20 protein-coding genes are annotated in these 20,507 nt (G+C 61.1%); 6 read left to right on the top strand and 14 right to left on the bottom strand.

Translation table 11 applies throughout. From position 1 onward, the window contains the following. Positions 1 to 236 precede the first annotated feature (236 nt). From QZT63_RS00100 to QZT63_RS00090, 3 genes are all read left to right on the top strand, one after another. Positions 237 to 1,091, top strand: coding sequence for a zf-HC2 domain-containing protein (locus QZT63_RS00100; protein WP_290647599.1), 855 nt, complete (start codon positions 237 to 239; stop codon positions 1,089 to 1,091). A 166-nt stretch (positions 1,092 to 1,257) separates the two neighbouring features. Then, positions 1,258 to 3,309, top strand: a complete 2,052-nt coding sequence (locus tag QZT63_RS00095) for an AsmA family protein (protein ID WP_290647597.1) — start codon at positions 1,258 to 1,260, stop codon at positions 3,307 to 3,309. Between the two features lie 39 nt (positions 3,310 to 3,348). After that, a complete protein-coding gene (locus QZT63_RS00090; RefSeq protein WP_290647595.1) occupies positions 3,349 to 4,668 on the top strand; it encodes a ferredoxin reductase family protein in 1,320 nt (439 codons plus the stop codon). A 133-nt stretch (positions 4,669 to 4,801) separates the two neighbouring features. Here the strand turns inward: QZT63_RS00090 and QZT63_RS00085 are convergent, their stop codons facing one another. Both QZT63_RS00085 and QZT63_RS00080 read right to left on the bottom strand, forming a co-directional pair. Then, positions 4,802 to 6,082: a Glu/Leu/Phe/Val dehydrogenase gene (locus QZT63_RS00085; RefSeq protein ID WP_290647593.1), complete on the bottom strand. Its 1,281-nt coding sequence runs from the start codon at positions 6,080 to 6,082 to the stop codon at positions 4,802 to 4,804. Positions 6,083 to 6,111: 29 nt separating this feature from the next. Further along, a complete protein-coding gene (locus QZT63_RS00080) occupies positions 6,112 to 7,440 on the bottom strand; it encodes a DUF2254 domain-containing protein (RefSeq protein WP_290647591.1) in 1,329 nt (442 codons plus the stop codon). Between the two features lie 361 nt (positions 7,441 to 7,801). On the opposite strand from QZT63_RS00080, the gene QZT63_RS00075 reads away from it, so the two are divergent. After that, positions 7,802 to 8,800 (top strand): GGDEF domain-containing protein, encoded by a 999-nt coding sequence (locus tag QZT63_RS00075; protein WP_290647589.1) that lies wholly within the window; start codon positions 7,802 to 7,804, stop codon positions 8,798 to 8,800. 45 nt (positions 8,801 to 8,845) lie between these two features. On the opposite strand, the gene QZT63_RS00070 is transcribed toward QZT63_RS00075, so the two are convergent. The 10 genes from QZT63_RS00070 to QZT63_RS00025 all read right to left on the bottom strand — a co-directional run bounded on the left by QZT63_RS00070 (position 8,846) and on the right by QZT63_RS00025 (position 16,822). Then, on the bottom strand, positions 8,846 to 9,688 hold the full coding sequence (locus QZT63_RS00070) for a hypothetical protein (RefSeq protein ID WP_290647587.1): 843 nt from the start codon (positions 9,686 to 9,688) through the stop codon (positions 8,846 to 8,848). Then, entirely contained in the window at positions 9,685 to 10,218 is a 534-nt protein-coding gene (locus tag QZT63_RS00065) for an RNA polymerase sigma factor (protein WP_290647585.1), read from the bottom strand. Before QZT63_RS00065 ends, QZT63_RS00070 begins: the two co-directional genes overlap by 4 nt. 215 nt (positions 10,219 to 10,433) lie before the next feature. After that, the gene (locus QZT63_RS00060) at positions 10,434 to 10,775 is read right to left on the bottom strand and encodes a hypothetical protein (RefSeq protein WP_290647583.1); all 342 of its coding nucleotides are present in this window, start codon (positions 10,773 to 10,775) and stop codon (positions 10,434 to 10,436) included. Beyond that, a complete protein-coding gene (locus tag QZT63_RS00055) occupies positions 10,775 to 11,170 on the bottom strand; it encodes a hypothetical protein (protein ID WP_290647582.1) in 396 nt (131 codons plus the stop codon). Before QZT63_RS00055 ends, QZT63_RS00060 begins: the two co-directional genes overlap by 1 nt. A 16-nt stretch (positions 11,171 to 11,186) precedes the next feature. Beyond that, positions 11,187 to 11,471 (bottom strand): hypothetical protein, encoded by a 285-nt coding sequence (locus QZT63_RS00050; RefSeq protein ID WP_290647581.1) that lies wholly within the window; start codon positions 11,469 to 11,471, stop codon positions 11,187 to 11,189. Positions 11,472 to 11,546: 75 nt separating this feature from the next. Further along, entirely contained in the window at positions 11,547 to 12,692 is a 1,146-nt protein-coding gene (locus QZT63_RS00045; protein ID WP_290647580.1) for an AI-2E family transporter, read from the bottom strand. Positions 12,693 to 12,873: 181 nt separating this feature from the next. Next, entirely contained in the window at positions 12,874 to 13,299 is a 426-nt protein-coding gene (locus tag QZT63_RS00040; RefSeq protein WP_290647578.1) for a PRC-barrel domain-containing protein, read from the bottom strand. A 389-nt stretch (positions 13,300 to 13,688) separates the two neighbouring features. Then, positions 13,689 to 14,492: a DUF2189 domain-containing protein gene (locus QZT63_RS00035; protein WP_290647576.1), complete on the bottom strand. Its 804-nt coding sequence runs from the start codon at positions 14,490 to 14,492 to the stop codon at positions 13,689 to 13,691. Between the two features lie 93 nt (positions 14,493 to 14,585). Continuing rightward, complete coding sequence (locus tag QZT63_RS00030; RefSeq protein WP_290647574.1) at positions 14,586 to 15,470, bottom strand: universal stress protein; 885 nt, start codon at positions 15,468 to 15,470, stop codon at positions 14,586 to 14,588. Between the two features lie 125 nt (positions 15,471 to 15,595). Continuing rightward, the gene (locus tag QZT63_RS00025) at positions 15,596 to 16,822 is read right to left on the bottom strand and encodes an MFS transporter (protein WP_290647572.1); all 1,227 of its coding nucleotides are present in this window, start codon (positions 16,820 to 16,822) and stop codon (positions 15,596 to 15,598) included. Positions 16,823 to 16,933: 111 nt separating this feature from the next. On the opposite strand from QZT63_RS00025, the gene QZT63_RS00020 reads away from it, so the two are divergent. Then, positions 16,934 to 18,457 carry an ATP-binding protein gene (locus tag QZT63_RS00020; RefSeq protein ID WP_290647570.1) on the top strand — a complete coding sequence of 508 codons (1,524 nt, stop codon included), beginning with the start codon at positions 16,934 to 16,936 and terminating at the stop codon, positions 18,455 to 18,457. Here the strand turns inward: QZT63_RS00020 and QZT63_RS00015 are convergent. Then, positions 18,387 to 18,887, bottom strand: coding sequence for a GNAT family N-acetyltransferase (locus tag QZT63_RS00015; RefSeq protein ID WP_290647568.1), 501 nt, complete (start codon positions 18,885 to 18,887; stop codon positions 18,387 to 18,389). The genes QZT63_RS00020 and QZT63_RS00015 overlap by 71 nt on opposite strands. A 169-nt stretch (positions 18,888 to 19,056) precedes the next feature. Between QZT63_RS00015 and QZT63_RS00010 the strand changes: the two genes are divergently transcribed. Next, on the top strand, positions 19,057 to 19,656 hold the full coding sequence (locus QZT63_RS00010; protein WP_290647566.1) for a rhomboid family intramembrane serine protease: 600 nt from the start codon (positions 19,057 to 19,059) through the stop codon (positions 19,654 to 19,656). 57 nt (positions 19,657 to 19,713) lie between these two features. On the opposite strand, the gene QZT63_RS00005 is transcribed toward QZT63_RS00010, so the two are convergent. Then, positions 19,714 to 20,235 (bottom strand): lipocalin family protein, encoded by a 522-nt coding sequence (locus QZT63_RS00005; RefSeq protein ID WP_290647564.1) that lies wholly within the window; start codon positions 20,233 to 20,235, stop codon positions 19,714 to 19,716. Between the last annotated feature and the right edge of the window lie 272 nt (positions 20,236 to 20,507).

The following is a 20,507-nucleotide window of genomic DNA, read 5'->3' as shown; positions in this document are numbered from 1 at the left end:
CCCCGGCGGTTCGACGCGTTTGCAACGGGGCCGGAGGTGGCTTCACACGGTTGGAACTAACCCTGGCCTTGACGCGTACGTTAATCATACGGTGACATACCGGGACAGGAGAAGCGCAAGGCCCAAGTGCGAGAATCGGATTGGGAGGACATGTTGTAACCAAAATCGGGGAGCAAACTTATCGTGCGGCTCACTGAGTGGTTGCGTGACGGTGGATAAGGGGTTTTGGGTGAGCCATGACCGACGGGGACAAGCCAATTGATCACGAGGCGCTGAATCGCTACGTCGATGGTGAGCTTGACCCCGAGACTCGCCGCAAGGTCGAGCGGCATCTCGCGGAGAACCCCGGCGACGAGGAGCGGGTGCGCGCCTATCAGGCTCAGTCGGCGGCGCTGCATCGCGCGTACGCGCATGTGCTTGATGAGCCGATCCCGGATCGCTTGCTCGATACCGTGCATGGTGACCGTGGTGAGGAGGGCAAACGCTCCGCGTGGTCCCGCCGCCGCATGAGTGGCACGCTGGCCATGGCGGCTAGTGCAGTGCTCGCTCTTGCTCTTGGCGGTTATGCCGGGTGGGAGGTCCGCGGACACATCATGGAGCAGGAAACCCGGCACCTTGCCATGGAAATGTTTCTCAACGAGGCAGTCAGCTCGTATTCGCTCTACGCGCGCGAGGATTCCCCGTGGAGGGAAGCCGGCCTCAGCAAAGACCCCAGTGAGTTTGGTCAATGGTTCAAGAAGGAATGGGAGCTGGAGATCTCCGCCCCGGAACTCGAGGACGCTGGCTTTCGCTTTGTGGGGGGGCGTGCCCTGCCGGCTTCCCAGGGGTCTGCGGGGCAGATGGTCTATCGTGACGATGACGGAAACATGCTCGCCATTCATTTTAATTACCTCGATCGCCGGGGCGAGGACAATACGATCCACGCGGCGGCAACGGCAAACGAAGCGGCCGGCTCCTTTGTTGAACGAGACGACGTCTCGATCTACCACTGGAGTGACCCGTCTGATACGGCAAACTTCGCTGTCGTCGGACCCTTGGACGAGGGTGGGATGGCCTCGATTGGCGAGAAGCTGCTGGACCACTTCCAGTAATCCGTCGCCCGGGGCAATGCCAATCCCACCGCGTCGTCACCGGATACTCGCCGGAAAATTCCATCATTTCCCCTGATGCCGGGCCGATCCCCTACCAAGACACACAGCCGCATGGAACACTTCCAAGCTCGCGTGCGTAAGTAAACCATAACGTTCTGGAGCGGCGGTGGTTGTGCAGTGGCGCGCCGCCACCAGTGGGTCAATTGGTCGAATATGGGTCCCCGGGGTGGGATTGCTGCGCAAGCTCTCTTTGTTACTGTTGCTCGTGCTGCTCCTTGGCGGCGTGGCGCTCAGCGCCCTTTGGTGGTTTCTTGACCCCAGCGACTACACAGTGGAGATCAGTCAGCAGGCCACGGCCGCTGTTGGCCATCCCGTGCGTGTCGAGGGTGGCGTGGCCCTGGCCCTGTTGCCCAAGCCCGCCATCCAGGTTGAGAAGGTGACACTGGCCAATGCGGAAGGTTTCCGTGCGCCGGCCTTTGCCGAGGCCAGGGAGGTCGTGGCTGCCATCAGCCCCATGTCCCTGGCGCGCGGGCGGCTGGTGTTGGAAGATGTCCGGGCCGGTCAACTGGCCCTCAACATGGAACAGGATAGCGAGGGCGCGAGCAACTGGCGGCAGTTGCTTGACACCATCCAGGCGCGAAATGAGGAAGAGGACGGGTTTGCGCTCACTTTCAGTGGTCTGCGCCGCGCACAGCTCGATGGCGTGCGCGTTGATTTCCAGGAACATGGCGAAGCACCTCCATGGCACTTCGAACTCCGGGACCTTCTAGCCAAGGACGTGCTGGCAGATCACGAGGCCACGTTGAGCGCCGACTGGAGCGGCGATCTGGGAGGGATCGGGCAGGGTCGCGGGAGGCTGGACGCCGCAGTGCAGCTGGATGATGAGATGGCGTTGCGCCGAATCGAGCTGAAGGCCCTGCAAGCGGATCTCACGCTTGGAGCGGAAGGCCAGCTGAAACTGCCACTCGAGATCGAAGCACTGCTGGAACTGGATTCGGCCGCTGAAACTGCCTCGTTGACGGGGTTTCGCCTTTCATTGCACCAGTTATTCGCTGAGCTGGAGGCGCAGGTCCAATACGATGGGGACCAACCAGAAGTCACCGGCACCTTCACCGTCGCCGACGACCTGCTGCGGGAGACACTTCGCCGGGTGACGGGAGACGACCCCGAGACAAAAGACCCTGACGCGCTCGGCCTATTGCATCTGCAGGGAGGCTTCCGTTATGAAACAAAGCGTCTGACTGTCAGCGACCTGACCGCGCGGCTGGATGATACCCGGCTTGAGGCTTACACCGCCATCGCAGTGGCGGACGATCCGCTGTGGGAATTCGATATCACGGTCGATCAGGTCGATCTGGACCGGTACGGTGGCCGGGAGGAGTTTGACCCGGAGCCGGCGCAACGCGCGCTGGGTGTGATCCTCGACGAGCTGGCAGGCATGGGCGTGGATGGGTCATTGGCGATCGGCGCACTGAAGACAAATGGCCTCGAGCTTACCGAGGTCTCCGCGCGGGCTCACTCCGAAGGGGACACGCTCGAATTCGTGCCACTGCAGGCGTCGCTCTACGGCGGCAATTACCACGGGGAACTGGAAGTGACATTGACGGATGAGTCGCCTCGATTCTCGTTCGACCAACGGCTGGAGTCGATTAATTTGGCTGAGCCGTTTGAAGCCCTGCTCGGGCGGGCCTTTCTCGACAGCGAGGGACACACACGATGGAGGGGATCGTTTAACGGGTTACGCTGGCCCGAGATACGCGACTCTCTCGAAGCCGAAGGCGAGCTCTATCTACGCGATGGCACAATCAACGGCTTCGACCTCCAGAACATGATCGAAGACGCGGTACCGGAGGCTCTGGGCAGTCCGGACAAGGAACCCTTCGGCGAGGACGCGTCCACAGTGTTTTCCTCGGTGAGCGGCGAATTTACGGCGGCTAATGGAAAGCTTGACAACGCCGCGGCAAAGGCTGTGTCCGAGCACTTCTCCGTTGTTGGGGAGGGCGCCCTGGACATGAAGACCGGCGAGCTGGGTTACAAGCTGGAGCTTACCCTGGTGGAGAGTTTCCAGACCGAGAGCGAGGAGCTGCTGCAGCTCCTGGACGGCGTGACGCTGCCGCTGAACCTGCACGGTCCACTGGTGGACCTGGAAGTGGAGTTCGATTTCGAAGGACTGCTTGACAGCGATGAGCCCGGTGAGCACGGCGATTACGTGCCCTGAGCCATCGGCAGCCCCACTGCGACAAAACGGAGACGGAGATTGAGTCCTATCATCCCGCGCGCCCTGCTCTGGTTGTCTGTCTACGTGCTACTCGCGTTAGTGCCCCTCGGGGTTGCCCTCGTCCACCAGCCCACCGAGGCAAGAGGCTTTTGGGTCGAGCTCGGGGCGATGCTCGGGCTTCTCGGCCTTGGGGTCCTGGCCGTGCAGATGCTGATTACCGGCCGGCATCGGTGGTTTGCTCCGGAGCTCGGACTGGATAACACGCTGCAGTTCCATCGCGAGGTAGGCATTTTTGCGTTGCTGCTCGTGCTGGCCCATCCCACAACGCTGATCTTGGCCGATCCCAAGTACCTGGCCTATCTGGATCCCCGGGAAGACACGCTGCGCGCCATCTCCCTCGCCATGATGGTGGCGAGCGCAATCATCCTGGTCTGCAGTTCCCTGTGGCGGGTTACTATTGGTCTGCCCTACGAGTGGTGGCGGGTGCTCCACGGCGGGCTTGCCCTGTTCATTGTCACCGGCGGCCTGGGCCATGCATTGATGGCGGACCACTACACAGCCGGGGCGTTAACCAAAGTAGTGCTTGCCGGCGTGGTTCTGATTCCTCTGGGCTATCTGGTTGATACACGCCTGCTCCGGGCGCTGCGGATGCGCCGGCGGCCCTGGCGAGTGGCGGGGACGCAGGCTGAACGCGGCGATTCGACCACCATCACACTCGAGGCAGTGGGTCATGACGGCTTGCACTTTGAACCCGGGCAGTTTATCTGGGTGACGTTGGGCGAGACGCCGTTTTCCCTGCAGCAGCACCCGTTCTCGTTCGCATCCTCGGCCACGGAGCCACGGAGAATCGCTTTCACGGCCAAGCATGTTGGGGATTTCACGGCCACCCTTCCGAGTGTGGAGCCCGGCACCCGGGCCTGGGTTGAGGGCCCCTACGGCGCCTTCATTCCGAACCCCGGCCGGGTGGACAAAATCATTCTCATTGCCGGCGGCGTCGGCATCACTCCGATCATGAGTATGCTGCGCACGTTTGACGAGCGGCGTGTGCGCACGCCGTTGTGGTTACTCTACGCGAACGAACACTGGGAGGACGTCACCTTTCGGGAGGAGCTCGATGAACTGGCCGAGACGCTGCCGCTGCAGGTCATTCATGTGATTTCGAAACCGCCCAAACAATGGAGCGGCGAAACCGGGTATATCGATGGGGACCTGCTGGAGCGCAGACTGCCGGAGGATAGCAGCAGCGTGGAGTATTTCATCTGCGGGCCAGACCCGTTAATGGATACCGTTGAAAAGGCATTGATCCGGCAAGGCGTCTCCCCGACCCGACTCTTCTCCGATCGCTTCGATCTATTCTGAAGGAACCGCCCCATGCTCCATGTGTATGCCAGTCGTGCCGCAGTCGCCGTGTCACTCCTGCTGCTGATCATCGTGATTGCAGCAGCAAGCACTCAGGCGGGCTGAGGCACCAACACCGCTTGCCAGACGGGGTTCAATCCCAGTCCTGACGGTTCCCCCGCCGGTTGATCGCAGTCGCGATCCGCTCGACCCCCTCCAGGTAGGCGGCCGTTCGATAGCTGACCCCTTCCTCCTCGGCCCGGTCCAGGACGCGGCCCGTTTCCTTGCCCAGGCGCTCGGCCAGGCGCTGATTCACGGTCGCTTCGTCCCAGTAATCCCCGGTGCGGTTCTGAATCCATTCCAGGTAGCTCACGATCACCCCACCGGTGTTGGCCAGCACGTCCGGCAGCACGGGCACGCCGCGTTTCCACAGCGCAGCGTCCGCGGCGCTGGTCAGTGGGCCGTTGGCGATCTCCAGGATCGCACCGGCCTGCACGTCATCCACATTGCCTTCGTGGATTTGGTCTTCCAGCGCCGCGAGCACCAAGACGTCCACATCGAGCGTAAGCAACGCATCCTGAGGGATCTCCTGCACCCGATCCGCTTGGCCTCGCACCGAGTCGTCGCAATACACCATGCCCGTGAGGTCGCGGTTACGGGTTTTCTCCTCCCAAATCGGATCGGGTTCAAGCCCTTTCTCACTGTGAATCGCCCCTTGAGAATCCGATAGAGCGACGATTCGATACCCCTTCTGGTGGGCGAGGCTGGCGAAATGGTAGGCGGCGTTGCCAAACCCCTGTATTGCAACCGTGAGATCTTCCGGAGACCGCCCTTCACGCTCCACCCAGAGATCGAGGACCTGCAGCGCCCCCCGGCCTGTGGCGGCCACCCGGCCGATGGAGCCGCCGAGCTCGACGGGTTTTCCCGTTATGGCGGCAGGGGTTTGCCTGCGGACAATGTGGTCATACTCGTCCGCCATCCAGCCCATCACGGTGGCGTTTGTATTCACATCCGGCGCCGGGATATCCCGATCCGGCCCGATGACATCGGCGATGGCGCGGATATAGCCTCTGGCAAGCTGCTCGAGCTCCAGGAGCGAGAGTGATTTCGGATCCACCTCCACACCGCCTTTGCCGCCGCCATACGGCAGCCCGACCACGGCGCATTTCACAGCCATCCAGAAACTCAGGGTGGTCACTTCCGTCTGGTTCACATTCGTGTGAAAGCGGATACCGCCCTTGGTGGGCCCGAGGATGTTGCTGTACTGCACACGCCAGCCCTTGAAGACGCACAAGTGACCATCGTCCATGCGGACCGGAATGCTGACCTGTAGTGACAAAACGGGCTGGGACAACCGCTCCCGAACGTCGTCGCTGACCTCCAGGCGCTCGAGCACCTCGTAGAGCCTGGATCGTGCATCCTCGAAGAGATCCATATGTCGCACTCCCCTTTCACCCATGCATGTCAACTTCCATCCCGCAGGGGGGTCAGCATCTGCATTCCCCTGTACGCCTCCGTACGTCCCGTCGCCTCTGCCAGCAGCGCCATGCGGTGACGCACGTACTCCCGGCTGGCCTCCATGGTGGCGGCTTCATCGAATGCGGCAGCGGTCTGTAGGCCGAATTGCCACAGCGTTTCGTGGCAGTCGTGGTCGTCGGCGCGCGCCACCAGGGTCAGTGAATCAACAATTGAGGTGATCACTGTGACGTCACGGAGCCCGTAGTGGCGTATCTCGTGAAACGCCCTGAAAAGATAATCTTCGAACCAAAGGTCGACCGCAACCAGCCGAAGCGCCCCGCCTTGATCGTAGAAGGCCGACATGCGTCGGTCGCGCTGCGCCAACATGACCAAAATGGGCGTCATCCGGTTCACGCACGCTGCTGCCGTATAGGGATCCGTCACACTCGGCGAGATGGCCCGTAATGCAATTTCCACCAGCTTCCTCAAGCCGAATGCCACGTCCTGGGCTTCCATCTGTTCGTCGCCGATCCTGATGGCGTCGCGATACACTGGTGCGTCAACCGTACCCGCGTGTTCGGGGTAAACCGTCATCACCGGGACGTCCTCCATGATGTACGCGCCAATACGGGTATTCATGTCCACGATGGCGTCGTCTCGCCGGGCTTGCTCGAAGAGCCGCCGCATATCCACAAAGATGACGTAGCCCGAGGTGGGTGCGTGTATTGGGGTACCCCCCCGTCGCTCCAGTCGGCTGCGGTCTTCATCCTGAAGGGGTGCACGCAGGTCGGAAATCGCTCGCGTGGTCACCCGCTCGACTGTCTTCTCTGTCTCCAGGGCGAGGGTGCCGATCAGGTTATTCACCCGCATCCATACCGACGAGTGGTGGATGAAGTAGACGAATGCAGCGATTCCCGCCAATCCCCAGCCAACCCCCACAAGTGGACTGAGCAATACCTCCCCGGTCAACGTCTCGTTGGTGAAAAAGAGCGCAATTAAGGAAAACGTGAACCCGGCGCTGAAGACGGCAAGCACGTGCTGTGTGGAACGATCGGCGATGAAGTTTTGCAGCACGCGCGGTGAGAACTGCGTGGAATAGGTGCTCAGCACAACCATCATGGTGGAGAAGGTAATCGCCGTCATCGTCAGGATCGCGACGGAGAGCGTACTCAGGATCTCCATACTGAGATCAATGGGCATGACCACAACGCCGAGGAGCGGAGTCTGCCTATCCAGCAGGACATCGCTGGCCGCCGTGAGTAGGGCCGCAACGGCGGCGAGCGCGTTGTAGAGCACCGGCCAGAACCAAAAACCGTCGTCGATCCGCGTATGCAAAGGGTTGAACCTCCTGGCAGCTTCCGGGTTGTGTTCGCGGTCCCAACGCGCGTCATGTCTCGCTCTACCGGCAGTCGTTTTGGCATGCATCCAAGTACGGCATGGAGGCCGTTCCAGTTCCGACGAGTATGCAGCGGCCTAATCGGCGTACTGAAGGGTGCGATGGAACCATCATCTCCACCGCGGCGTACCTACGCAAACGGACAAGCGGTACAACTTTGGTCAGGGGTTTTGCTGCAGACGCCATGCGAGCATGCCAATGGACTCTGGGCCTAGGACGGTCACCGCATGGAGTGAAGCACCATTCCGCCTGAACCCATGGAGGGGCGATTGATCAGGCACTGACCCGGGAGATGACACGATGTCCTTACCAATTACCGCAACTGGCGATAAACTGCGTGGCGAGCACGACGGGCACGGCTCTATTTGTGATCGCGAGGGGGAATGTGTTCGTGGCGCGCTGTCGGAAGTCGCGGTAACGCAGGAACTGCTCGATGCCGTACCCACCCCGGTGGTGGTCATCCGCGTGTCGGACTGGAAATGCCTTTATGCCAATGCGGCAGCCGCAGCGCTTTTCGGGGTGGCGGTTTCAGAGCTTATCGGACAGGACCTGGCTGTGTTTTTCGGCCAGGCGAGCGACCCGGTGCGCATCCTTGAGCGGTTGGTTGTCGATCGACAAGTCGCCGACTTCGAGAGTCACATCATTGACCGCGCGGAGAACCGGCAACGGGTTATGGTTTCCGGGGGGTGCGCGTTTTCGGAGGGCAGCCAGGCCGGCATGCTCGTCATAAGGCCTGCTTACGCGAATCACGCGCCCGCGATCGCCGCCGCCCGCGATGCCCTGACAGGCCTGCCGAACCGCAACGCCCTCATGGACCGCCTGCAAGAGGCAATTCGGCGAGCGGCGCCGTTAAACCGGATTGTCGCCGTGCTGTTTATCGACTTGAATTGCTTTAAGGCAATCAATGACCAGCACGGTCACCTCATCGGCGATCAGTTGCTGGCGATTATTGCGAGCCGGTTGGCCGGCTGTGTACGCCACTATGAAACGGTGGCAAGACTCGGTGGCGACGAGTTCGGGATTATTCTGGACGGGCTAAGGAGCAGTCAAGAGGCGGCCCGGGTTAGCCAAGAAGTGCAGCGCGTGGCAAGCCAACCTGTTAGCATCGGGAATTTGTCGCTTAGGGTAACGGCCTCCGTCGGCATTGCCTTCTACCCCATTGACGCGCCCTCGGCGAGCCAACTCCTTCACGCCGCGGACCAGGCCATGTATCAGCAAAAGCCCCGCACAGCCAAGCCGTGTGAAACAGTCGAGGAGGCAAGGCGCAACAGTAACCTCGACTCGGGCAATCTTGGTTGAAGGGTGAGCCATTGGCGGCATGACCTCGCAAGCGGCTGCAAGCGCTCAGTCTACTTGTCCCACAAGCTTTTCCCCAAGCGCCGTCAGGTCGTCTGAACCCAAGCGTCCCAGAACGGCATAATTGGCCTGACCCGACGCGGCGGCCCAGTAATAGGCGAAGACGTCGTCTTCATACTCGAACAGGCTGCCCTCACGCCCCCCCCGGGCCACCCTGATCGGAGCGTCATCTTGTGCGTACTGGAAATAGAGGGCGATCATGTTGCCATCCGCATCCTCATAGACCACCTGCCCTGTCGAGCCGCGGGATTCTGGCAACGCCCTCCCACCGACGAAGGTGTATCCGGCTTCGGAAAGGTCAGGGACTGCCACCTCCAGCTCCCATTCCTCCTGGAACCACTGACCGAACGCGCTGGGATCGTCCTGGGCGCCAGCGTTTCGCCATGGGGAATCATCAGCCGCGTATAGGGAGTACGAGCTGAACGCTTCGTCCAGGAAAATGGCCATGGCCAGCTCTTGCGCCTCCTGCTCAATCAGGTGCCCGCGAACGAGCCAACCGGCGAGGCCACCGACTGCAAGCGCCAGGCTTGCCGCCATTGCACCACTGAAGATGACCCTGGACCGGGAGCGGGATGAGCGTAACGGCTTAACGTCAGCGCGCTCGGTCGGTGTCAGGACGGCAAGGAGTCGATCAGGGATCGGCTCATCGAGCACCGGCTCGTAGGCCCGATAGAGCGCATCAGACTGGAGCTGGTAGGCACGCACGCGCGCCTGGTCTTCCGGGCTTTGTGCAAGCTGCCGCTCGACTTCCTGCCGGGCTTGCTCATCAAGCTCACCGGCGACATAGTCGCTTAAGACATCAAGGCCAAGCTTAGAATGCGTTCCGGTCATGACATGCCCCTGTCGGCCGCTACTGCTCGGGCGTCAGCGCCCGCGTCGACGGGGGAGGCGGACATCCGGGACCGCAGCGCCTCCCGGGCCCGGGAGAGGCGTGAGCGAACCGTACCCACCGGTACCGACAGCGCCTCCGAGGCCTCCTCGTAGGAGAGTCCTGAGACGGCAATAAGAATAATGGCATCACGCTGATCAGCCGGGAGCTTGTCTAAAGCCTCCTGGACCAGATCGAGTTCACAAGACTGATCATGGTTGGCCTGCACTGTGTCCTCCGCCGGGTAACGGCGCTGGAGTTCACTCTGCCGGTTGCGCTTCCTCACGGATGACACAAAGTTGTTATGCATAATACCAAATAGCCAAGACCGCGTGCCCTTGGTCGGGTCCCATTGCGACGCCCGGCTCAGCGCCCGTTCCAGGCACTCCTGGACGAGATCGTCCGCCTCATCACGGTTACCCCTGACAAGCGCCCTGGCGTAACGCCGCAGGTGCGGGATTTCTTCCGTGAGCCGCGAGCGAAGATCATCCATCGCAGGCACCTTCCGGGGTCGGTCTTGCACTCGACGTGACTTCGCTACACCTTGTGACCATCGCCTGTATCCCGTAGCGCAACTGCAAAGCCTTTGGCTTCGAGGGCGGACGGCCTTAACCATCCGTCGCCCCCGTTTGTCCAAGGGACATACGCGACCACATCCCAGAATAAATGACGCACGTCGGATACCAAATTATACTTAAGTACCGTTCGTTAAGCCAAGCGGTCTTGTGCGACTTCGACCGTCCCGGACCGCCGGTCCAACTCGCGACCGTTGTCGAGCCACCGCAATAGCATCATCAGGTGGCCAAGGGCGGCATTGACCTGCCGCACATCAGCGGACAGGCCAACCAGGGTCGCGACCATTTCCCGCACCGGCACCAGCTGCGGCCACAAACGGCCCACGATTACACCGCAAACAAATGCCGGGAGTACAACTGTCGGTGTCTGGAGACGGCTGTGGACGCGTTTTAACCGACGCCGCACCTCCACCGCGCGCGTGAGCGTAAGCCCCCGCTGCGTTTTGATCTCCCGGTGCAGGGACACGTAGCCCATCACTGCCCTCCCTCTTCGGCGTTTGCCCCCGCGGACAACAGCGCGCGCAACGCCATCCGCGTCTCCGGGAAGCTAAGACGCCTGGCCATCCGCCGCAACGTGACGGCCACTGCGCCTCCCAGCGCGACATTCAAGAGACACACAGCCAGCACACTGCCCGTTACATTGAGGATGGTGTACTCATACAGACCTACGGCGATAGCGACCGCGAGCGAACCCCATACGGCAATCAGGACTAACGCGAGAAACACGCTCAGCACTAACATCACGACAATCGTCCTGAGCGCCAGCTGCGTCTCCAGGCCCAGTAGCCGTGCCAGGTCCTTCACCGCCGCACCGATAATGAAAGCCAGCTCCGTCACATCCTTCACTGGATCGTCATGGACAGCTCCCATTACCGTATCACCCCGGTTAGCGACGACGTTTTAGGGAAGCATAGAGTGTGCCTGCCACGAACGCGAGGCCAATGGCTGTCAACGGATAGTCGCGAATGTAACCACTCACCGATCCCAAGAGGTCATCGGCACGTTCTTTTCCGTACTGGACTTTTTCGCGGACCTCGTCGCCGGCCCCGGATAAGCGCTCCCGCGCCGCTTCCTCGGCCCTGCCAGCTCCCTCGGCGACCCGATCCACTGTCTCATGGGCCTTTCCCGCAACTTCCTCGGTCGTTCTACGGCCACTTGATTCTGTTGCCATGATTCCACTCTCCTCTAGACACTTTTACGGATAATGCAATTGTCTTGCGGAAATGCAACTGTAACCACTACCTATTCACGTTTTCCACTCCTTGTGCATCCGGTCCGGATGAATCGTCTTGGAGTAACGCATTCTAATATGTTGGCCTAACGTCAACAGAAAGGCAGTCAACGGGACCGCTAGAATCATGCCGACCACACCACCCAAGACAGTTCCCCAGAAAAGGATCGATACAACGACAACAACGGGGTGAAGCCCCGAGCGGTCAGCCATGATTTTCGGCGTCAACAAGATCGCGTCAATCCCCTGCGCCAGGGCGATCACAAGACCGACCAGCGCGACCAGCTGTAGCCCACCATCGGGCTGAATGTATGCAATCGGCAAGACCGTCGCGATACCGAGGACTGTCCCCAGATAGGGGACTATATTAAGCAACCCCAAGGCCAAGCCGAAGAATATGGCGCCTTCCAGTCCGACGATTGTAAACCCAGTCGCCATGATGACTCCCATAATCAAGGCGATGGCGAGCTGCCCGCGGAAAAAAGCCGTCACATAAGAAACAAATACCTGGCCGAGATAAAGCACCTCATTCTGCGTTTCATGATTGAAGAGAAAAAGGGACTTCTTGAAGCTCTCATTGATCCTGCTGCCTACGAGTAGCGCAAAGAAAAGATAAAGCGGCACGAATCCCATACCGACGACCAGTCCCACATAGTCCATGGTCACGTCAGCCGCCTCACCGGCCTCCGGCAGGAACATCGCAAAATCAAGACCTGCGGCGGCATCCTCGATCATCGGCAGGAGTCGCGGAAGCTTGTTGGAGAGCGTGGTGTACCCCCGCTCCGCCATATCCGGTATGGCGTTGACGAAAGCGGCACCCTGGTTGACAGCAGTCGGGACAATGAGCAGCAGGATGCCTGCCAACAGAAGGAACAGCAGCACGAACAGCGTCACCACCGCGGCAAGACGTGGTAAACGGGCATACCGTTGCAATACGGCGATGACGGGGGAGAAGACCAACGCCAGCACCCCGGCGACCGCAAGGGGGAAAACGAGCAGGTGGAGTGCAGAGATGATCTGCCCAAGCACCCAGATCCCGGCCACGGCAAGGCCGGCGAGTGCCACTGCAGTAAACGCGACGAGCGTAAAGCGCACCAGGCGCCGTTCACCGGGGCTCAAGTCCAGCAGTTGCCGGTCCTCAGCGCTCTCGGGGTCGTCCATCGTTACTCCGAACTTTTACCCGGGCCATGGTCCGGCATAATGTTTGTAATCGACTTGACCGGGCGCAGGCATGCCTCCGGCGTCAGGATCCCACCGTAAGAGCGCGAAAACAGCAGGGGCGTACTACGCCCCTGCTGCCAGAGATCCGTCTCTGTAAGGAACGACACAGATCCGTGCGCCGTTACTCGAGCATACCGCCTTCGCCACCGTCATATTCAGGTGCGGAATCGAGCATCTCTTCGTCAGCATCTGTGCGAAGGATGTACTCGTCATCTTCCGCGTCGTGAGTGAGTTCGATTTCATCCCAAGACATGGCGATGTCCTTATCACCAATGCCGAGGAATCCGCCAACTCCCACGACCACACCGACGATTTGTCCGTCCTCGTCGATGATCAGGTCGTTAATGGAGCCGACTTCCTCATCCTCCGCACCCTTCACGGTGTTACCGATCAGGTCATTCGCGTGGAAGGCGCCCTCTGGCTTGCTCGACATATACTTGTCGTCATCCATGCCGTTTGCCTGGTCCTCGGCGGCAAGGCTGCCCATTCCCAGCATCATTGCTGAGCCGAGCATCACGCTCAGTGTGGTCGCTGTCATTCGTTTCATTGGTATCTCCTTACCATTGACTTACAAATCCGATTCAGCCTCGCTACGCACTCGAAGGCTGAATCTCTGAAAGCCGCCCAACGCGCTGTGTTGGCCTGCATTCGGGGGATATACGCGGGAGGGTCGGGGTTAGTTCCAACAGCCGTGTCGAATGCGGCCAGATGGACATCGGTAACGCCGCCGGGAACGTAACCCGCCCCGCGGCAAGGGGTGTGCCACGGGCCAATCGTGAACCCGCCGCCAGGCGGGGGACGGATCGCGCTTATGGAGCCGACGCAGTGTTCCGGATGGCAAGCCCGCCACCTCGATGCCGGCGAGCACAGTCCACGAGGAACATCGCCACAAAGCTGCCCGCCATCGGCATGGACAGCCGACGGTCACGCGGGTTCTCAGGCCTCTGTCGCCACGAGGTCCTTATACGCATGCCAACTGGCATGGCCGAGTATGGGCAGGGCAATGGCCAAGCCGATGAATGCGGTGGCGAGGCCAACGAAGGTGATCGCACTCAAGATAACGCCCCAGAGCAGCATCGGTTTCAGGTTATGCTTGACGACCGCGAGGCTCGTGATCACCGCCTCAAGCACGCTTGCCTGTGGCTCGTCCAGCAGGCGTGGGATGGCGACTACACTCAGGGCGAACGCGGTAAAAGCGAGCACGGCGCCGATGGCTGTGCCCACAATAATCAGGGCCACACCTGTACCCGTCAGCAGCAGATCCGTGTACACCAGCGTGGTTTCCGCGGTGGGGATCTCGACGCCGAAGAACAACGCAAACAACAATGTCGCGAAGCGAATCCATGCGAGCAAGAAAACCATCAGCAGCACACCCAACAAGGCGATCTGTGTCGCATTCGCCCGCCAAGCGAGTAGTGACTGCTGAAGCGACGGCCTGGTGCCACTGTCCAGGCGGCGGCTCATGTCGTAGAGGCCGATGGCGACGACAGGCCCCATGATCATGAAACCCGCCACCAGCGGCAGCAGCCAGGCGCCTTGACCGGCCGCCCAGAGACCGCCCACCAGGGCCAGACTCACGATGACCCAGATCGCCCCATAGCCAATACTGGTGCCGGGACAGCGTTTTAAGTCGTGCCAACCCGCCTGCACCCAGCCCCACGGCTGCTCCATGGATATCCTGTGGATGAACAGAGGCTGCTCGCCCCCGAGGTCGAGCCTTGCCGATGATGGAGTGGCCATAATTCGAAATCTCCCCAGTCACAATCAGACCAATGATCCTCAATCTACACGAAATCCGTCACTGCGACTGCGCACCGGATGCTGGCGGCAGTCTTAGGAACTAACAACCATGACCGGGCACCCTGCACCGCGAATGAGGGCCGTGGCGAAGCTGCCTAGCACGAGTCGTTCCAGGCTTGAGCGACCATGCGTTCCGGTTACGACCATCGCACCGGGAACCGTATCGGCATAATCGGTAACGGCCGTTGGTGCGTTGGGGCGATAAACGACTTGCCACTCGGTCTCCAGACCGGACTCCGCCCGAATCTGCTCCGCGCGCTGCCGAAGGCGCTCCCAATATGGGTCCTCCTCCGCCGATGCAACCGACGGGACTTCCCCGAATGCGCCGGTATGCCAATCGGAACCCGTCAGCCAGTCCGAGCCATCCTCACCCGTTTCAGGCCCCCCGTGTATATGTTCCAGGGAAGCGTGCAGCAGGTGAATGGAGGCCCCGAGCTGGCGGCCCAGATCCAGTGCATGATTCAGTGCGACCTCCGCCTGCGTGGAACTGTCGAGACACACCACGAGCGAGCGCACCGGTCCGTGCCAGTGAACCGAGAGGCGAGGCCCGGTGATCACGAGCGGACGATGGGCCCGACGCAGAATCTCGCTGGAGACACTCCCCAGCACGAGCTCGGTGAGCGCGCCGCGCGCATGGCTGGTCATGCAAACCAGGATCCCTTCCTCGGTCTGGGTCTCAAGCAGGATGCGATGGGCCGGGCTGTCAGCGCTGACGACCTGCACTTCCGCGGCGTCGAGACCGAGCCGATGCATGGCTGCATTGACTTCATTGCGGCGAACCGTGTCCTCTTTGCCCTCGGCAACCACGGACAGAACGCGCAGTGGAACCCCGAGTTGCTCGGCCAAGGCGCGGGCGGGGCCTAGCGCCGCCAGACAGCGGTCGGAACCGTCAACCGGAACTACGATACGCGCCACCATGGCACCCCCTCCGCAAGCAGACCTTCTCCTGTGAAGTGTGAACGGCTTTCCGCGCTCTGCAATAGCGGCATGCGCTGGAGCACACCCACGACACGCCATTGGCGCTCCCCGCGCGCAAACGCCACTCAGCCTGGTTGCGGCGCCTCGCTGACAACGCTCTTGTCGGAAATCGGCAAATGCAGCAACGCTGCCACCGCACCCAGGCCGATCGCGAGCACCCACACAGCGCCGTAGTCACCAGCTACATCGTACACTCGCCCGCCAAGCCAGGCACCGACAAAACTCCCCAATTGGTGACTGAGAAAGACAATACCAAACAGGCTGCCCATGTAGCGTGCACCGAAGATCTGCGCCACCAGGCCGCTGGTTAGGGGCACGGTACCCAGCCACAGGAATCCCATCACCGCGCTGAAGATTAAAGCAACCGGCGCCGTCAGCGGCAGAAGCATAAAGACGGTGATCACAGCCACCCGCCCAGAGTACAGGCCGCTGAGCAGCAGGGGCTTGCGCAGGCGGTCGCCGAGCATCCCGAAAGTAAACGACCCGATAATATTGAACAGCCCAATCAGCGCAAGGCACATGGCCCCCACAGCTGCCGGGAGGCCCGCATCGACCAGATAGGAAGGTAGATGGGTGGCGATGAACATGACGTGGAAGCCACAGACGAAGAACCCTGCGTTCAAGAGCCAGTATCCACGGTGGCCGGCGGCCTGGCGCAGCGCCTGCCCCAGGGTTAGTCCACCGGATGCGCTCGCTTGAGTCGGGGCGCCCGGAAAGCCCATCGCCATCAGCACCATGAGTACGGCGAACCCGGAGAGCGCCAAAAAGGCGCCCTGCCAGCCCAGCCCCGCCACCAGCCCTTGCCCTAAAGGCACAACCGCGAACATGCCGAACGACCCGACGGCAGTGACCACCCCGAAAGCCAGACCGCGGCGCTCCTGCGGCACAACCCGGGCCACCGCACCGAGCACCACTACAAAACTCGTCGCGCTCAGCCCCAGTCCGATCAGCAGGCCGAAATTGATATTCAGGGCCAGGGCGGTGGAGACCAGGGCGGTTGCCGCGAGACCGAGCCCATACAGCATGCCCCCGGCGCCGGCGACGATGCGCGCGCCATAACGGTCGGCCACCATACCCACCCCGGGTTGTGCCAGCCCCCAAATCAGGTTCTGCAAGGCAATGGCCAGCGAAAAGACCTCACGGCTACCGCCGAGGAGCTCGCTCACGTGCGGCATGAAGATGCCAAATGACTGGCGCATGCCCAGACTCAGCGCGACGATGCCGGCCGCACAAACCAGCACCAGCGCTGGACCGTGTCTGAGCAATGACTTAGGCTGCTTGACAGAGTTCATTGGTGCGTCGGACTCCAGAGAAACCCCGGTGTTGTCCCCAGACTTGACAGGTCAGTCAAGCTCGAACGCAGGCGTCTTTGCCGAGGCCGTTTACCTTGACGGGAGCTGAATGTGGATTTCCAGCAACTCTTTCGTGCAATCAATGAACCGGTATTTGTGCTTGACCCGCATGAGGGGATCATACGCGAGGTCAACGATGCGGCCGCAGAGCTGCTGGAGCTGTCCCGCCAGGAGCTGGTTGGGTTACCCATGGCGGAGATTCATCCGTTTGAGATGAATCAATTCAACGCGTTCAAGGCAAAGGTATTGTCTCAGGGCGGCGCACGCACCCGGGCGCTGACCTGCCGTAACCGCAGTGGCGTTTTCATCCCCGCGGAAGTCTCGGCCAGCGCAGTGATGGCCTCGGGCCAGGAGTATCTGCTGGCCGTCGTTCGCGACCTCCGCCAGGAGCCGTCATTTGACGGCGGCCAGCCAGTGCGTCGATCTGAGTATCGCGCACTACAAGATGAACTGGCCACGACGCGCAGTCTTATCCATCACGCCCCGGAGATGGTGCTGTGGGTGACGACCTCCGGGAGGGTGTATTATGCGAATCAAACGGCGTCCGAGGTCCTCGGGATCGAGCGATTGCGCCTCGAGGCAATGTGGATCTGGGACATCGACGTGGATGCCTGCGCGGAAGAATTCCCCCGCCAGGTTGAACAGTTCCGCAAGCGTAAACGGATCCGTTTCGAGCGCAGGATGCTGGCCGGCGATGGCACGGTTTTCCCGGCGACGGTGACTGTGCAGCTGGTCCAGCACGGCTTCGAAGAGACGCTGGTCAGTTTCTCACGCGACATCACCGAGGAGGTTCGCTCGCGGGACGAAGCGCGGCGTTACCTAAGCGAGCTGGCCCGGGTATCCCGGCAAGCATCAGTCACCGAACTTGCCTCCGCCATCTCGCACGAAATCAACCAGCCACTAACCGCAATGCTCACACGCGGGCGGAGCTGCCTGCGGATGCTCGAACAGGGAGAGCCGGACCTCGAACGTCTGCAGCAGGGTCTTTCGGCAACGCTCAACAGCGCGGAGCGGATCAGCGATATCGTCTCGCGATTGCGCGACTATATGACAAGCGGGGAACCGCAACGGCGGCGCATCGAGGTCGCGCAGCTCATCCATGATGCCGCCATCTTGCTGCGCGCCGATGCCCGACATAGCGGGGTGGAACTGGTGATCAATGTCGCTGAAGGCCTGCCGGAAGTCGAGGTCGACTCTATCCTGATCCAGCAGGTGATTCTCAATCTCGCACGCAACAGCACCGAGGCGATGTTGCAGCACTCGTCTACCGAACGCCGACTTGAGGTTTGCGCCGAACGCGACCACACCGGGAATGTCGTCATCACCGTCAGAGACACGGGCCCCGGAATCGAGCCAGAGCGTGCAGCACGCCTCTTTGAACCGTTTTTCAGTACCAAACGAGGCGGTATGGGGATTGGGCTGTCCCTCTGCCGGTCCATTATCGATAGCCATCAGGGCCGTATCTGGCTTGATCGGCCGGAACTCAGCGGCACGACATTCCGGTTCACTCTGCCAACGGCGGCCTCCCAGACACTGTCTGGCCGTCAACTGGCGGCCACGTCCACTGGTACATGATAAAGTCACTCGGGCCACCGGTGTAGCGATCGTAGAAGGCCCGACCGCGGTGATTGGAGTGCTGGGTCACCCAGCGGATGGATGGCCAGCCGCGGATTTTGGCCAGTGCGTACAGGGCCTCGAACAAAGCGTCCGCGGCCCCACTGCCGCGCGCATGGGGTGCCACGAATAAATCGTCCAGGAAGCCGATTTCGCAGCCGCCGAGGGGCCGTGGGCAGGCCCGAATGTGGGCGATGGCGACGGCATTGCCATCCGCGCTCCGTGTCATCAGGCCCTCCAGTGCGTGGCTGTCATCCATCAACCACCGCCAGACCCGCTCAGCAGTCCCCGAATCCATGGCTATCCCATAGAAATCGGCATAACCGTCGAAGAGCTGACGCCATTGGCTGCGGTCGGCTTCGGTTACTGCAAGCGTCCGGAAAGCGTTCATGGTGTCGGACCGTCCTCGTTTAGGGCCGTGTGGCCTGGTGCACCCGCGCTGCGTGACTATCCCATCGGGCACCGCGTGCGTCACACTGGCGGCTGGAGCGTATGGAGGCGTCCTCCAGGCACGGCCTGAATGACATCACAGCATCATTATCGCAAACCCCGGGCACAACATGACGATTACGCTGCTACTGATTGCCGTCACCGTTGCTGTCTCGTTCCTTGCCTGGCAGCAACCAAGCCTGTTTCACACGCTGATCCACTGGCCGCCGGGGGTCCAGCGTGGCGAGTGGTGGCGACTGATTACCCATGGCTTTATCCACGCGGACACCACGCATCTGCTGTTCAACATGATCACGCTGTTTTTCTTCGGCAGGGTCATGGAACAGGTGCTCGTCCCCCACATCGGCACCCTTGGTTTTGTACTGTTTTACATCGCCGGGATCATGATTGCGGCCCTTCCCAGCCAGTACCGCCACCGGCATGATGTGGCGTATCGCAGCCTGGGCGCCTCCGGCGCGGTCGCCGCAGTGCTGTTCGCCTATATCCTCATCCAGCCGTGGGCGATGCTGCTGGTCTTTGTCATCCCGGTGCCTGCCATTGTCTTCGCACTCGTGTATGTCACGTATTCCTTCTGGGCCGAGCGCCGGGCCCAGGACAACATCAACCATAGTGCCCATCTATGGGGTGCCGCCTGGGGCGTGGTGTTCATGATCGGCCTGGAACCCGCCTTGGTCCCGCACTTCCTCCAGGAGCTTCTTTCACCCCTCTAGCGTCCTGTAACCGAAAACCGGTTACAGGACGCTAGCTTTTCGTTCCTCGAGAGGTTTTCACCAGCGCTGCGGCACTTTCTCAATTTCGTCGGTGTCGTAACCGCGATCATCCAAGAAGGCGAGTATGCGCTCGTAATCCTGCCGCGGCATCTCTGGCTTGCGGGCCATAATCCACACGTAATCCCGGCGCGTTCGCCCGATCACGGTGTGCTCGTAGTCATCGTCGAGATAGATCACCAGAAACTCCGCCTTGATCGGCCAGATGAACTGCATGCCCCATTCGGCGTTGTTGCTGCTGCGCACGAAGCCTGTCGGATTGTATCGTTTCTCCTCGCCGTCGAAGCCACCTTTGCGGAAGGTGAATACAGTATCGATGCTGCCGTCGTCATTCAGGCTGTATCGCTCGACAGCGTTGTGAGCGTCACGTTCAAGGAAAGTGGGAATGTTCGCGATCACATACCAATCGCCCATGTAGCGCTGAAGATCGACGTGGTCAACGGTGTCCATGGGTGGTCGGCTCTGGCACCCCGCCAGCAGCGCTGCGGCACAGGTGACGGCCAGAAGACGGGGCAGCGGCATAGTGTTCTCCCTGCTGATGCTTCACGGATACCGTGTCGGTCATGCCGGCACGAACAGGAGTCTGCCACAAAATGTATTAGTCTTGTATAGCTTTTCCGAACTGAAACACATCAACCCCGGACGTCGGCCTTCTCGGTTGGCTCAGGACAGCAAGTATCCCCGGCTGGGGGGCTCCCGGATGTACTCAGTACACTAGTGTCCTGTCCCGCAAATAACGTTACGATTGTCGCGGCCCTGACGGCCCCTGGCGGCGTTGCGCCTCCTCGCCGTAG

Origin of the sequence: Aquisalimonas sp. (assembly GCF_007120195.1) — a bacterium.
In the GTDB taxonomy this organism is placed as follows: Bacteria; Pseudomonadota; Gammaproteobacteria; order Nitrococcales; family Aquisalimonadaceae; genus Aquisalimonas.
The sequence above is the reverse complement of the archived record's forward strand: the minus strand, read 5'-3'. Positions and strand labels throughout refer to the sequence as shown.

What these genes read in the sequence shown, in the direction of transcription:
- QZT63_RS00030 (WP_290647574.1), bottom strand. Translation starts at nt 15,470, where the DNA reads ATGGTGGCGCGTATCGTAGTTCCGGTTGACGGTTCCGACCGCTGTCTG.
- QZT63_RS00015 (WP_290647568.1), bottom strand. Translation starts at nt 18,887, where the DNA reads ATGAACGCTTTCCGGACGCTTGCAGTAACCGAAGCCGACCGCAGCCAA.
- QZT63_RS00005 (WP_290647564.1), bottom strand. Translation starts at nt 20,235, where the DNA reads ATGCCGCTGCCCCGTCTTCTGGCCGTCACCTGTGCCGCAGCGCTGCTG.
- QZT63_RS00100 (WP_290647599.1), top strand. Translation starts at nt 237, where the DNA reads ATGACCGACGGGGACAAGCCAATTGATCACGAGGCGCTGAATCGCTAC.
- QZT63_RS00025 (WP_290647572.1), bottom strand. Translation starts at nt 16,822, where the DNA reads ATGAACTCTGTCAAGCAGCCTAAGTCATTGCTCAGACACGGTCCAGCG.
- QZT63_RS00055 (WP_290647582.1), bottom strand. Translation starts at nt 11,170, where the DNA reads ATGGGAGCTGTCCATGACGATCCAGTGAAGGATGTGACGGAGCTGGCT.
- QZT63_RS00050 (WP_290647581.1), bottom strand. Translation starts at nt 11,471, where the DNA reads ATGGCAACAGAATCAAGTGGCCGTAGAACGACCGAGGAAGTTGCGGGA.
- QZT63_RS00045 (WP_290647580.1), bottom strand. Translation starts at nt 12,692, where the DNA reads ATGGACGACCCCGAGAGCGCTGAGGACCGGCAACTGCTGGACTTGAGC.
- QZT63_RS00070 (WP_290647587.1), bottom strand. Translation starts at nt 9,688, where the DNA reads ATGACCGGAACGCATTCTAAGCTTGGCCTTGATGTCTTAAGCGACTAT.
- QZT63_RS00075 (WP_290647589.1), top strand. Translation starts at nt 7,802, where the DNA reads ATGTCCTTACCAATTACCGCAACTGGCGATAAACTGCGTGGCGAGCAC.
- QZT63_RS00040 (WP_290647578.1), bottom strand. Translation starts at nt 13,299, where the DNA reads ATGAAACGAATGACAGCGACCACACTGAGCGTGATGCTCGGCTCAGCA.
- QZT63_RS00060 (WP_290647583.1), bottom strand. Translation starts at nt 10,775, where the DNA reads ATGGGCTACGTGTCCCTGCACCGGGAGATCAAAACGCAGCGGGGGCTT.
- QZT63_RS00085 (WP_290647593.1), bottom strand. Translation starts at nt 6,082, where the DNA reads ATGGATCTCTTCGAGGATGCACGATCCAGGCTCTACGAGGTGCTCGAG.
- QZT63_RS00035 (WP_290647576.1), bottom strand. Translation starts at nt 14,492, where the DNA reads ATGGCCACTCCATCATCGGCAAGGCTCGACCTCGGGGGCGAGCAGCCT.
- QZT63_RS00065 (WP_290647585.1), bottom strand. Translation starts at nt 10,218, where the DNA reads ATGGATGATCTTCGCTCGCGGCTCACGGAAGAAATCCCGCACCTGCGG.
- QZT63_RS00010 (WP_290647566.1), top strand. Translation starts at nt 19,057, where the DNA reads ATGACGATTACGCTGCTACTGATTGCCGTCACCGTTGCTGTCTCGTTC.